The 12893-nt window shown below is 53.2% G+C and carries 10 protein-coding genes; 6 read left to right on the top strand and 4 right to left on the bottom strand.

Annotated elements, in window-relative coordinates; translation table 11 throughout:
• Positions 1–21 precede the first annotated feature (21 nt).
• The 4 genes from topA to NQF64_RS00155 all read left to right on the top strand — a co-directional run bounded on the left by topA (position 22) and on the right by NQF64_RS00155 (position 6427).
• A complete protein-coding gene (topA, locus tag NQF64_RS00170) occupies positions 22–2721 on the top strand; it encodes a type I DNA topoisomerase (protein ID WP_457851387.1) in 2700 nt (899 codons plus the stop codon).
• Between the two features lie 149 nt (positions 2722–2870).
• On the top strand, positions 2871–4727 hold the full coding sequence (locus NQF64_RS00165) for a S41 family peptidase (RefSeq protein WP_266106101.1): 1857 nt from the start codon (positions 2871–2873) through the stop codon (positions 4725–4727).
• Positions 4728–4762: 35 nt separating this feature from the next.
• Complete coding sequence (locus NQF64_RS00160; RefSeq protein ID WP_099026292.1) at positions 4763–5119, top strand: DUF1491 family protein; 357 nt, start codon at positions 4763–4765, stop codon at positions 5117–5119.
• A 162-nt stretch (positions 5120–5281) separates the two neighbouring features.
• On the top strand, positions 5282–6427 hold the full coding sequence (locus tag NQF64_RS00155) for an OmpA family protein (RefSeq protein ID WP_266106100.1): 1146 nt from the start codon (positions 5282–5284) through the stop codon (positions 6425–6427).
• 143 nt (positions 6428–6570) lie between these two features.
• Here the strand turns inward: NQF64_RS00155 and NQF64_RS00150 are convergent, their stop codons facing one another.
• Positions 6571–7158, bottom strand: a complete 588-nt coding sequence (locus NQF64_RS00150; protein ID WP_099026294.1) for an Ig-like domain-containing protein — start codon at positions 7156–7158, stop codon at positions 6571–6573.
• A 178-nt stretch (positions 7159–7336) separates the two neighbouring features.
• Between NQF64_RS00150 and NQF64_RS00145 the strand changes: the two genes are divergently transcribed.
• Positions 7337–7870 carry a hypothetical protein gene (locus NQF64_RS00145; RefSeq protein ID WP_257875074.1) on the top strand — a complete coding sequence of 178 codons (534 nt, stop codon included), beginning with the start codon at positions 7337–7339 and terminating at the stop codon, positions 7868–7870.
• 41 nt (positions 7871–7911) lie between these two features.
• Positions 7912–9900 carry a DNA topoisomerase IV subunit B gene (locus NQF64_RS00140; protein WP_266106561.1) on the top strand — a complete coding sequence of 663 codons (1989 nt, stop codon included), beginning with the start codon at positions 7912–7914 and terminating at the stop codon, positions 9898–9900.
• A 48-nt stretch (positions 9901–9948) separates the two neighbouring features.
• Here NQF64_RS00140 and NQF64_RS00135 read toward each other — a convergent pair whose 3' ends face one another.
• The 3 genes from NQF64_RS00135 to NQF64_RS00125 all read right to left on the bottom strand — a co-directional run bounded on the left by NQF64_RS00135 (position 9949) and on the right by NQF64_RS00125 (position 12782).
• A complete protein-coding gene (locus tag NQF64_RS00135; RefSeq protein WP_099026296.1) occupies positions 9949–10782 on the bottom strand; it encodes an aldo/keto reductase in 834 nt (277 codons plus the stop codon).
• 100 nt (positions 10783–10882) lie between these two features.
• Positions 10883–11989: a DNA polymerase IV gene (gene dinB / locus NQF64_RS00130; protein WP_266106099.1), complete on the bottom strand. Its 1107-nt coding sequence runs from the start codon at positions 11987–11989 to the stop codon at positions 10883–10885.
• A 31-nt stretch (positions 11990–12020) separates the two neighbouring features.
• Entirely contained in the window at positions 12021–12782 is a 762-nt protein-coding gene (locus NQF64_RS00125; RefSeq protein WP_099026298.1) for a LexA family protein, read from the bottom strand.
• Positions 12783–12893 lie beyond the last annotated feature (111 nt).

Genomic DNA, 12893 nt, shown 5'->3' with positions numbered 1-12893 from the left:
ATCAAAGACCGGGAAAAACTCATGGCCGTGAAGAATGTTGTGGTTGTCGAAAGCCCCGCCAAGGCAAAAACCATCAACCGTTATCTCGGCAGCGACTACACTGTCATCGCCTCATTTGGCCATGTACGGGACCTCCCTCCAAAAGATGGCAGCGTCCGCCCAGATGAGAACTTCGCTATGTCGTGGCAAACTGATGAGCGCGGCTCCAAGCAAATCACCGCCATTGCCAAAGCCCTCAAAGGGGCTAGCAAACTCATTCTCGCTACCGACCCGGATAGAGAGGGCGAGGCCATCTCATGGCATGTCCGCAGCGCACTAGAAGAAAAGAAGCTCCTCAAAGGCATTGAGGTCGAGCGCGTCACGTTTAACGAAATCACCAAAAACGCCATCGCCGCGGCCATGAAGGCCCCCCGCACGCTAGACCGCCCCCTTATTGATGCTTATCTCGCCCGCCGTGCGCTAGATTATCTCGTTGGCTTCACCCTCTCCCCCGTCCTCTGGCGCAAGCTACCCGGCAGCCGCAGTGCAGGGCGCGTCCAATCTGTGGCCCTACGCCTCATCTGCGAACGAGAAGCAGAGATTGAAGTCTTTAAAGCAAAAGAATATTGGAGTGTAGAAGGCCTCTTTACCACACCTAAAAAGGCCGATTTTTCCGCCAAATTAACCCATCTTGAGGGCAAAAAGCTCGACCAATTCGCCCTTCCTGATGAAGCTACAGCCCATAAAGCGCGTGACCTCGTCCGCGCCTCGGCTCTCAGCGTCCGCAAGATTGAGCGCAAACGCACACGCCGCAACCCCGCCCCGCCCTTCACCACCTCCACCCTCCAGCAAGAAGCCTCCCGCAAGCTGGGCATGAGCGCACAAACCACCATGCGCACCGCTCAACAGCTTTATGAAGGGGTGGACCTCAATGGTGAGACGGTCGGCCTTATCACCTATATGCGTACCGATGGCGTTACAATGGCCACAGAGGCAGTACAAGCCATCCGCTCCCATATCAACACAGCTTTCGGCAAGGATTACTGCCCCGCCAAACCCCGCTCTTACGCCACAAAAGCCAAAAACGCACAGGAAGCCCACGAGGCCATCCGCCCCACCGATGTATCTCGCACGCCCGATGCCGTTGCTGCCGTCCTCACAGCGGACCAAAAACGCCTTTATGAGCTGATTTGGAAGCGTTCTGTCGCCTCTCAAATGCAATCAGCAGAACTCGACCAAACAGCTATTACCATCGGCGATAATACCGACCAAACCCTCCTGCGTGCTACAGGCTCCATCATCGCCTTTGATGGTTTTTTAAAACTCTATATCGAAGGCCATGACGATAAAGACAAAAACAACGATGACGACCAAAATCGCCTCCTCCCCGCGATGGCGGAAGGCGACTCGCTAAACACAAAAGACGTCAAAGCCGAGCAACATTTCACCCAACCACCACCGCGCTACTCCGAGGCCTCTCTCGTTAAAAAAATGGAAGAAATCGGCATCGGTCGCCCTTCCACCTATGCGTCCATCCTCAGCGTCCTGCGCGACCGCAACTATGTCCGTCTCGAGGCCCGCCGCTTTATCCCGGAGGATCGCGGTCGGCTCGTTACCGCCTTCCTCACCTCCTTCTTCCAACGCTATGTCGATACAGGCTTCACCGCCTCACTTGAGACGCAACTTGATGATATTTCCGATGGTCGAGCCGATTGGCATGATGTCATGTCCGCGTTCTGGCAGGACTTCTCCGCAACCGTTGCCAAAACAAAAGACCTCAAAATCTCCGATGTAATTGATGCGTTGGATCAAGACCTCGGCAATCATTTCTTCCCCCCCCGCCCAGATGGCAGCGACCCACGCCATTGCCCTTCCTGCACGGATGGGCGGCTCGGCCTCAAATTAGGGCGTCATGGGGCCTTCCTTGGCTGCTCCAACTATCCAGAATGTCGCACCACACGGCCTCTCACCGTTGATAATGGCGAGGACACCGCCCTCCCCGATGGGATGCGCCTGCTCGGCCATGACCCCGCCACTGGGGAGGACATCACCCTCCGCCGTGGCCCTTACGGTCTTTATGTCCAACGTGGCGAACCCGACCCAGAGGATAAAAAAGCCAAACCCAAACGCGCCACCATCCCCAAAGACCGCAACGGAGAGGAACTCACCCTTAAAGAAGCCATCGGCCTCCTCTCCCTCCCTCGCGATGTCGGCCCCCATCCAGAAACAGGCGAAATGATCACCGCAGGCTTAGGCCGCTTCGGACCTTTCGTAAAAATGGGCAGCATTTATGGCACGCTCAGCAAAGATGATGACGTCCTCACCATTGGGCTCAATCGCGCTGTCGATGCCTTAGCCAAAAAACTCGCCTCTATCCGCGCATTAGGCACACACCCCAAGGATGGCGAAGCCGTTATAGTCCGCAAAGGCCGATTCGGCCCCTATGTGCAGCATGGGCAACTCATCGCCACCCTCCCTAAAGGGGATTCAATGGATGATATTACCCTAGAGGAAGCCCTCGCCTTATTGGATGAAAAAGGCAAACCCCTAAAGGGCGGGCTCAAAACAGCTACAAAAAAGACCGCCACCAAAAAAACGACCACGAAAAAAACCACAGCAAGAAAGACTACATCCAAAAAGGCTGCATCATCACCCAAAAGCAAAACTACAACTCAAAAAGCCAAAACCGCTAAGACCAAAATGGCCAATACAACAGCAGATAAAGACGATATGCCTTTTTAACTTTCCTTCCTTAATAAATGCCTCATAATAGCCAGGAATGCCCCTTACCCTGCATTCCCGTCGGCTGTCCTGCGCCTCAACTCTCCCGTGCAGGCAGTATATCTTTCCTCTTGCCCCCCTTCTTTTCCACCTTTTGTAGCATCGCGCTCATGATGTCAGTCTGCCACCCTCTGCGCCGAATCTTCGCAAACTCTGCTCAGCTTACCCTGTGCGGAGTTTTACTCGTTAGTCTTGAAACCCCCTCCCAAGCCCGTGCTAAATCCACCTCTTTTTGGCACAATTTTATTCAACGTCTCACGCCAGAAGACGGCAACACAGCACATATAGCCACTCATCCACCAACTCCCACAATTACCCCATCGCCTGTAAAACCCGCCCCAACGACCACGGCAGAACCCGCTCTCACAGCCCCTATCGCCTTGAGCGATGATGATAAACAAACACAACAGACACTCACTGCCGCATTAAACTTCATGATTCCCCGGCTACTAACGGCCCATACACCGCAAACATTATGCCTCTGGGGTATGCAAGCTCTGCTCCAAATGCAGTCTGCCGCCAATATATCTCAACCTAAATTGACCCTTACATTACACCCTACACGCCTCACACTTCTCCACGGGACACGCATCGCCTTTAATGAGCTTCCCCCCAGCGCGGATGATATACCTGGGTGGAGCCAGATAAGCACACGCTTCATCGCGGCCTTACATTACAATTTCCCAGAGCGTTACCCCCAAAATGACAATGCCCTGCTTACATCCTTTCTCAATGGCCTACTCTCTAAGCTAGACCCTTATTCCCGCTACTTGCCCCCCAACCACACCAACACACCTCTCCCGGCTGCCCCCCCCTCCCCAGCCTCTGCCAGTATCGGCGTAACATTACGCCCCTCACACTCTCATTTTCCTATTGTAAGTGCTATCAATCTTAATAGCCCCCTTTGGGACGCAGGAATCACACCAGGTGATAGGCTTATCAGCCTAAATCGCCATAGCACTCGCAAAATGACAGTTAAGGAGCTACAAACCTTACTTACCGGCCCAACAGGTAGCACGGTCGAACTCGGCTTTCGCCTTCAAGATGGACAACATCTTACACGCTCTTTCACACGCAGCATCATGGCAGAAGAAAGCGTATTCCCCGACCATATAGGCCCTCTACCCATCTTACATATAACGCATTTTTCAAGCCGCACCGCCGAGGAAATCAGCCAATATCTATCCACTTTCTTCCCTAACAGCGCTGCGGAGGGTGACCTATCATCCCCTCCCCCCCTCCAAACGCGGCCAATACCCCTCCCCGGTCTTATCTTAGACCTCCGCGGCAATCATGGCGGTATTCTCCAACAAGCCGTCATGACAGCCGCCTTATTTCTAGATCATGGCATCATCGCTACGACAGAAGGACGCGCCGCCGAATCCAGCCATGTATGGAGTATTCAAGGCGGAGACCTTACCAACAACACCTCACTAGCCTTATTGGTGGATAAAGATACAGGCAGCGCAGCCGAAGCCCTTGCCGCCGCCTTAGCAGATCACCGACGCGCTGTTATTATAGGTAGTACAAGTTTCGGCAAAGGCATGGTCCAAATTTCTTCCACCTTGCCCAATGCCGGTCACCTCACCCTTACATGGGCCCGCATCACAGCCCCACAAGGATGGCCCCTACAAAGTTTAGGCGTTATCCCCCAGCTTTGTACCTCTCCTAACAGTCAGTTTTCTCTCAAAGACCAACTCTCTGCTTTACGAGATGGTCACTCCCTCATGGCAACAACCCTTCAAAACGCACGCTCTCTTCGTGAAAATAGCCCCCTAAACACACGTCTCTCCTTACGCTCTGTCTGCCCTCCCGCCCCATCTAGCCCTCACGACCTCTCTACAGCTCAAATTCTAGTATCCACACCGCATGTTTATCAGGCCGCACTTCTCAGTGTCCCTGACATCAATTCACCCCCTCTCCCCTCTCAAAACGATGCTGCACCCCCGTCATCTCCCACCCCTTAACAAAGTTATTTTACATATATTGAAAGGACATTCCGTTGTTTTTCGGCCTTAAAACCGGCTTCTGGATACGCGCCACCCTCCGCCGCCTCAACCAAAATGGCCTCATCGCCGCTATCGCCCAAAAAGGGGATGAGGACGCAGGCAGCATTTTTATCGTCCTTGCTTCAAAAGACGGTCACCGTGCTATCTTACAAGAGCAAGATACCCACTGGTATCGGCAAGAATTTCATTCCACCGAGACCGAAACAGCCGCTCAACAGACCACACAGTATCTCGAACGACAAAAAAATATCGATCCCGATTTATGGATTATCGAAATTGACGTCACCGACATCACATACCCTTTAGAGAAGGAACTCGGTACACGGCGATTTCACGAAACTGGATCATAAGCGCACCCCTAGCGCAAACATACAGCCCACTAACCTGTAACCAATAGGCCACATCCTATCTCGTTCAATAACGCCAAATGCAGCTATAACCAATTCATCCATTGCTTTTGCCTTCCTTTTCAGTGAAAAGGATAACCATCTGTCTGGTTGGAGAGTAATTACATGACTGCACGCACCTCCATTACATCACTGCTGGCCCGTGGTGCCTGTGCCGCCTGCCTGTCAGCCATGGCGTTTGGTGCGGCAAAAGCTCAGCCCGTCCGCGGTCTTTATGTTGCCGGGGCAGCTGGGGCAAGCTTCAACCAATCACAAACAGTCAACCCACACACAAAGCTCTTTCCCCATGGTCGTGATGATTATACGACAGGCATCACCGGCCTCGGTAGCATCGGCTGGGGTCTAGGCAACGGTTTCCGCGTGGAAGTCGAGGGGAACTACCGCAATAACCGTCTCTCCCGCTTCCACTCCCCAGGGTTTAGCTCCACCGCCCACGGCCACCAGCAAAAATATGGCGGTATGGCGAACGCCTTGTTCGATATGGATATCGGCCAAAACTGGATCTACCCCTATTTTGGATTCGGTATCGGCTATGCACGGCAGTTTACCAACACCACCATCCAAGGGACAGGGGCCAATAAAGGCTTCCGTCAACGTGTTGATGACGGCGCCAATGGCTTCGCCTATCAAGGCATCTTCGGCACATCCCTGCCTATTCCGTGGGTCGTTGGTCTTTCCACCACGATGGAATATCGCTTCTACACCATTACAGGCCATCATCGCCATTACGCGGAGGCCAGCTATAACATTGCCAATGCTGATAGCGGGCCTGTAGGCGGCCGCCGTAGCAGCCGGACCGACTTCAACCATTCTTTGATGCTCGGCTTGCGGTATGAGTTCAACCCGGCCCCACCACCGCCCAAACCAACTCAAGCCATTGCTGCACCTGCCCCTGCGCCCGTCCGCACCTATCTTGTCTTTTTCGATTGGGACCGCGATACATTATCCGACCGTGCCCGCTCAATCGTAGAGACCGCCGCGCGTAACTCTACCTCCGCGCAATTCACCCGCATCCAAGTAAATGGCCATGCCGATTCTTCTGCCGTTCATCCTGGCAGTCAAAAAGCAAACAACTATAATATGTCCCTCTCCCTCCGTCGTGCTCAAAGCGTCAAGGCAGAATTAATCCGCGATGGTGTTCCTGCCGGTGTGATTAATATCCATGGCTTCGGCGATACCCAACCACTGGTTTCTACACGCCCTGGTACGGTAGAACCACAAAATCGTCGCGTTGAGATCGACTTCCAATGAGATAGATCATCATCACTTTACTTGATGATGCACATCACATTAAAAAAACCGACATTGCCAACGGCCATGTCGGTTTTTCCATAACACTACATTTAAAAAATAATGGGCGGGATATTTCTATAAACACCCACCCATATTTATAGTTACTTACTTGTACTCTGTCCCGCAGCCTTGTGCGCCACAATACGACGTTTATGCACGGGTGTTACAGGCTTAACCGCTGCTTCCACAGGCGGGGTTGCAGCCGTAGTCGCCGCAGGTTGCTCTACAGAAACCTTCACCGTCAACATACGACGTGGCTGAGCAGACCCAGGGATTAATTCAACTGAAAATGAATCTTCACCCTTATAATCTACCGCCGGCGTATATTCCACATAGGTACGATTATCATAGCTATAGAGAAAAGCTTTCCCATGCTCAGGAGGTGGTACAACTCCAAAGGACACATAACTCCCCCCACCGCCTTTACTAACAGCAAAAGGACACATACCCCCATCACCAGCCATTACGGTCATCATCACACTCATCCGCCCTGTCGCATCCGTCTGCAACGGGGATACCTCACAATGGGCCGCACGTTTTTCATTCGCAAAGGGATTAGGTAAAATCCCCCCATTATCCGGTGCTTTTTTCTGATTCGCAGCACATCCCCCAAGAGCAAGAAGAGCCGTTGCGACAACTCCTACCTGTAAAAAACCACTCCGTTGCACAGCAACCTCCTCAACAAACATAAAAAATAGACGGGGTTATGAGAGGCACAAATCCTCACACACTACCTTCACATGAGCACGATACGCCTTCAATTGGTTCATGAAAATGCAATCCCGCATATTTCTTTCACTCCCTAGGGCAGACTTTCTTATAAGAGCATGATATGAGGCGAAGGACCTGTTAGCGGGAGTCTTCCTCATGCCTTTTCTGTTCCCCGGCCAGTCCCTGATCAAAGCTGGGCTAGCCCTTTCCACTGCGTTCCTTCTTCTCTGTGCCCCCGCCGCGCAAGCAGCCAGCTGCCATCCCTCTGAGGCCGACCACGCAGCCTTTAACTTAGCCGGTTTAAAATCCGAGCTTATGGTCACAGCCCTCTCCTGCCATACGCAAGACCGCTACAACCAATTTGTTAATCGGTTTCGCCCTATCTTGGCCGAATCAGAAAAAAGACTCGATTCCTACTTCCGCCGTACTTTTGGCAACCAAGCCCAAAGAAAGCACGATGACTACATCACTCAACTAGCGGATATACAATCGCTCGGTGGTCTCAAATCAGGTACAGCCTTCTGCGCCCAACGCGTCCCTATGTATGATGAGGTTGATGCCCTAGACGATTCTAACTCCGACCTCGCCCATTATGCCGAGGCCAAGGACATCGCCCAACCCGCATCATATGAGAGCTGTACAGCCCCACCCGCACCTCACCACACACATATTCGAGCACGTCACCGCTAGCCCCCCCTCTAAACTAATCACAGGACCACAGAATGGCCGATATGTTCGGACAGAACGAGCTACCCAGCCCCTCCAACCCCTCATCTCCTAATACGTACGATGCCGAGGCTATTGAAGTTCTCGAAGGGTTAGAGCCTGTCCGCCGTCGCCCCGGCATGTATATCGGCGGCACGGATGATACCGCCTATCATCATCTCGCTTCCGAGATCATCGATAACGCTATGGATGAAGCCGTAGCCGGCCATGCAACACTTATCGAGGTCCATCTCGAAGACGCCCATACCCTGATGGTCCGCGATAATGGACGTGGCATCCCCACCGATCCTCACCCTCGCTTCCCAGAAAAATCTGCCCTAGAGGTCATTTTCACTACCCTCCATGCCGGCGGTAAGTTCTCTGGTAAATCCTACGCTACCTCTGGCGGCTTGCATGGTGTGGGCAGCTCTGTTGTCAATGCCCTCGCCTCCTATTTAGAAGTAGAAGTCTATCGCAACCGCAAAGGCTGGCGACAAACTTTCTCACGCGGCCACACCACCAGCACGCTAGAAAATACCAAACCCGCTATCAAACGCGGTACTATGGTCCGCTTCACCCCCGATAGCGAAATTTTCGGCCCCCTCCATTTTTCGCCCCAACGCCTTTACCGCCAATGCCAAGTTAAAGCCGCCCTTTTTCATGGTGTGAGCATCTCATGGTCTTGCGCGGCAGACCTCCTCAAGGGGGAAAACGCCCCACCTGCCCATACTGTCATCTCCTACCCTAATGGGCTAGAAGACGCCCTAAAAGATGACCTCGGCTCCACCCCTTCTCTGCTAACCCCCCTTTGGGCTGGCCAAGCCGACCTCCCCATCGCCGCAGATGGCCAACCCGGCGGCCGTGTCGAATGGGCCATCGCCTTTTTAGACCAAGGCAATAGCACCCTTATCTCCTACTGCAACACCATCCCCACCCCCCAAGGCGGCACGCATGAAAATGGCCTCCGCGCTGCCCTTGTCAAAGGGTTTCGCAACTGGGGCGACCAACGCAAAATCCGCCGCTCCAACGCCATTACAGCCGAGGATATTCTCGGCACCATCAATGCCCGCCTCTCTGTCTTTATCCGTAACCCCCAATTCCAAGGCCAAACGAAAGACCGCCTCACCACACAAGAAGCCAGCCGCCTGGTAGAAGGTGCCCTGCGCGACCGCATCGACCATTGGCTCGGTGGCAATCCCCAGCAAGCTGATAACCTCGTCAGCTATATTGTTGAACGCGCTGAAGAACGCCTCCGCCGCCGTGAAGCCCGCGAGACAACACGCAAAACCGCCACGCGCCGCCTACGCCTCCCCGGCAAATTAACCGACTGCTCCCGCAGCAACGCCCATGAGACCGAGCTTTTCCTTGTTGAGGGGGAATCCGCCGGTGGTTCCGCCCGCCAAGCGCGCGATAGAGAAACACAAGCCGTCCTCCCCCTACGTGGCAAGATTCTCAATGTCGCCTCCGCCACGCAAGAAAAACTCCGCGCCAATACCGAGCTACGCGACCTCATCGAGGCCATGGGCTGCGGCTTTGGCAAAACATTAGACCTCTCCAAACTCCGCTATGGCCGCATCATCATCATGACAGATGCCGATGTCGATGGTGCCCATATCGCTTCCTTATTGATGACCTTCTTCTTCCGCGAGATGCCAGACCTCGTCCGGCAAGGCCATCTTTACCTCGCCCAACCCCCTCTTTATCGCCTCACTCATGGCAGCAAAACCATCTACGCCATGGATGATCTCGACCGCGACCGCCGTCTAAAAACAGACTTTAAACCCAACGCTAAGGTTGAGATCTCTCGCTTTAAAGGCCTTGGAGAAATGCCCGTCTCCGACCTTAAAGAAACCACCATGTCACCCACACGCCGCACCCTGTTGCGCGTTACCGTCCCCACGGAGGAGAACCTCCTCACGCGTAACCGCATCGAAAGCCTCATGGGTCGCAAGCCAGAGCTTCGCTTCCAGTTCATTCAAGAACAAGCCCGCTCTGTCGAGCTTTTGGACATCTAACGCCTCACTAAAAAGGGCGTCCCTTTATTGAAGGAACGCCCTCCCCGCTTAAAATACCGGATGAGCCGGGTCCGCCCCCATCCGCCCATCAGGGCGGTCCAGCGTCCGTATCGCCGCCATTTCATCGGCTGTCAAAACAAAGTCAAACAACGCCACATTCTCTGCCATTCGCTCCCGATGCACTGATTTAGGGATGACAATAACCTCATTCTGCAAATGCCACCGCAGAATCACTTGGGCAGGGCTTTTATGATGCCGCTTCGCAATACGGCCAATCACCTCATTATCTAACACCGTCCCCTTCCCCAAGGGCCGCCATGCCTCTGTCTGAATCCCAACCTCTTTATGGAAAGCCCGCAACGCCTCTTGTTGAAACACAGGATGAATCTCAATCTGATTCACCGCAGGGACAACACCCGTCTCCTCAATAATCTTCTGGAGATGGTCTTTCTCAAAATTAGAAACCCCAATAGAGCGCACACGCCCTTGCTTTTTCAGCTCAATCAAAGCCTTCCATGTCTCTACATATAAACCCTGCTGCGGCATCGCCCAATGGATGAGATATAAATCCACAACATCACGTTTTAATAAACGCGCACTCTCATCAAAAGCCCGCAAGGTCGCATCATAACCCTGCTCATCATTCCATACTTTCGTTGTCACGAAGATATCAAGATGATCACGCAAACCATCCCCAACACCCGCCTCATTGCGGTAAAGCCGCGCTGTATCAACGGCCTTATACCCAACATCAATCGCCGTCTTTACCACCTCAGCCGTTTTATCCGGCGGTGTTTCCCACACACCAAGGCCAATCCACGGCATCGTCTGCCCATCATTCAGCGTAACACGCGCCGCCGCATTTTTTGGGAACTCACTCATAAGCCCCTCCCTTCTAAGGATTCGCCACCATGACTATCCATGGGGTACACCCCATCATCTACGCTCTCCACCCCATAAACAACTATCCCTTTTTTAACCTTTATTCCTCAAATAACCCCATCTGCACCGGCACTACCTCATCCCGCACCCCAAGGGCAGAAATAGTTAATCCAAGCAAACGGATAGGCCGCTCCAACGGAAAGAAACTACGCAATAATTCCAAAGCCATCCGCCGTAACACAGCCCCCTCCACAATCGGAAACGGAGCCGAACACGCCCGCGTTACTGTATGGAACCCCGCATAACGCAACTTCAACGTCACCGTTCGCCCCGCAATGGACTTCTGCTCACACGCCACTATCAACTTCGCAACAATCCCCTCCAATGTAGCAGCAAGGCTCTCCCATGCCTCTACATCACGCGCAAAGGTCGTCTCCGTCCCCAGAGATTTGCGCGGCCTATTCACCTCAACCGGTCGATAATCCAGCCCCCGCGCAATATCATGATAAAACTGAGCAGAACTCCCAAAATGTTGACGCAACGCCGCCACACTCCATGTCTTTAAATCCGCCCCCGTATAAATCCCAAGCTTATGCATCCGCGCCGTTGTCGCAGGCCCCACACCATGAAACCTCTCCACCGGCAAATCCGCTACAAACGCCGCCCCCCGCTGAGGAGGAATCACAAACAACCCATTAGGCTTCCGCTGCCCAGACGCCAATTTCGCCAAGAAGCGATTATACGACACCCCCGCTGATGCCGTTAAACCCGTCTCTTTCTGAATCTCACGCCGAATCGCCTCAGCAATCGCCGTGGCCGAGCCATAAGCCGCCCATTGTTCCGTCACATCCAAATAAGCTTCATCTAATGCAAGGGGCTGAATCATCAGCGTATAACGCCTAAAAACATCATGAATCTGAGCCGATACCGCCCGATAAACCTCAAAGCGCGGCGGCACAAAAATCAATTCCGGGCACCGCTCCAACGCTTTATGGGAGGGCAAAGCAGACCGCACCCCATAAGCACGCGCCTCATAACTCGCTGCCGCTACCACACCCCGCCCCGCAGCACGCCCCACCGCCACAGGCCGCCCCCGCAACGCTGGATTATCCCGTTGCTCGATAGACGCATAAAACGCATCCATATCCACATGCAGGATGCGCCGTATTCTCTCTTCCTCCCTATTACCTTTAGGCGTCGCGTTCATCCTCATACCATTCTAATATGGGATGACACCCTTAAAAGGACGCCTTAGGCATAGGCATATAACTCCCCACTACCAACGCTAAAATCGTTACATTCGGGCTTTCCGCCGCACTATGGCACACAGTCGTTTCCGGCCCCGGTAAAATCAAAGGCGCCTGGAATTCCGGCTCCGTACTTTGCGGCCATAATACCATCTGCCCACTCGCTTTAATCTGCACCGCCTTAATCGTTGCTTCAAAACTATCCGAAACATCCGAGCGCTGCATCGCCACCACATAATCCCCATTCCGCGGCCTACGCCCCAATTCGGAGAAATTAATGACAATTACCACCGAGCCTTCTTGAAACACCCGATTCATGGACTGCCCCTTCACCATCAGCCCATAACGCTTCAACCCCGGATATTCCGAATCTTGTGGGATCGTAATGGCATAACGGTCCAGCACAGGCCATTCCTGCGCCTCTTTCCACACTCCCGCCTGCACCTCTCCACAAACTTGAATCTGAACTACAGGCAAAGAAGGCGCAGACGCCCCGGCAGAACTATCTACCGTAATCGCCTCTCCATTATGGCTAATTTCCTCCATCAAACTGTTTATCGACACACCCAGTACCTGGGCCAAAGCAGCTAGCTTATCCGACCGAGGTACATGCTTTCTCCGGCGCATATCCCGCAAAAAATCCACCCCAACAGCAGGGTTAATCTCACGTGCCTTCAAACACGCCCTCCTATCCGAAAGGCCCTGTTCATCCAAAAGCACATCAAGGCGATGTAATAACGATTCGATAGACATACGGGGATTATCCCTAATTCTAAAAAAAAGTCTATACGGGATTTTTCCCTAATTCATCTTGACATCCGAGGATATTTCCCCGCATTTTAAATCCATTCCTCACTAAGATGT

It is taken from the genome of Bombella saccharophila (assembly GCF_026385475.1).
Classification (GTDB): Bacteria; Pseudomonadota; Alphaproteobacteria; order Acetobacterales; family Acetobacteraceae; genus Bombella; species Bombella saccharophila.
This window is presented reverse-complemented; position numbering and strand designations above follow the sequence as displayed.

Coding starts and splice junctions, on each gene's coding strand:
- topA (WP_457851387.1), top strand. CDS start 22: ATGGCCGTGAAGAATGTTGTGGTTGTCGAAAGCCCCGCCAAGGCAAAA.
- NQF64_RS00165 (WP_266106101.1), top strand. CDS start 2,871: ATGATGTCAGTCTGCCACCCTCTGCGCCGAATCTTCGCAAACTCTGCT.
- NQF64_RS00155 (WP_266106100.1), top strand. CDS start 5,282: ATGACTGCACGCACCTCCATTACATCACTGCTGGCCCGTGGTGCCTGT.
- NQF64_RS00150 (WP_099026294.1), bottom strand. CDS start 7,158: ATGTTTGTTGAGGAGGTTGCTGTGCAACGGAGTGGTTTTTTACAGGTA.
- NQF64_RS00145 (WP_257875074.1), top strand. CDS start 7,337: ATGCCTTTTCTGTTCCCCGGCCAGTCCCTGATCAAAGCTGGGCTAGCC.
- NQF64_RS00140 (WP_266106561.1), top strand. CDS start 7,912: ATGTTCGGACAGAACGAGCTACCCAGCCCCTCCAACCCCTCATCTCCT.
- NQF64_RS00135 (WP_099026296.1), bottom strand. CDS start 10,782: ATGAGTGAGTTCCCAAAAAATGCGGCGGCGCGTGTTACGCTGAATGAT.
- dinB (WP_266106099.1), bottom strand. CDS start 11,989: ATGAACGCGACGCCTAAAGGTAATAGGGAGGAAGAGAGAATACGGCGC.
- NQF64_RS00125 (WP_099026298.1), bottom strand. CDS start 12,782: ATGTCTATCGAATCGTTATTACATCGCCTTGATGTGCTTTTGGATGAA.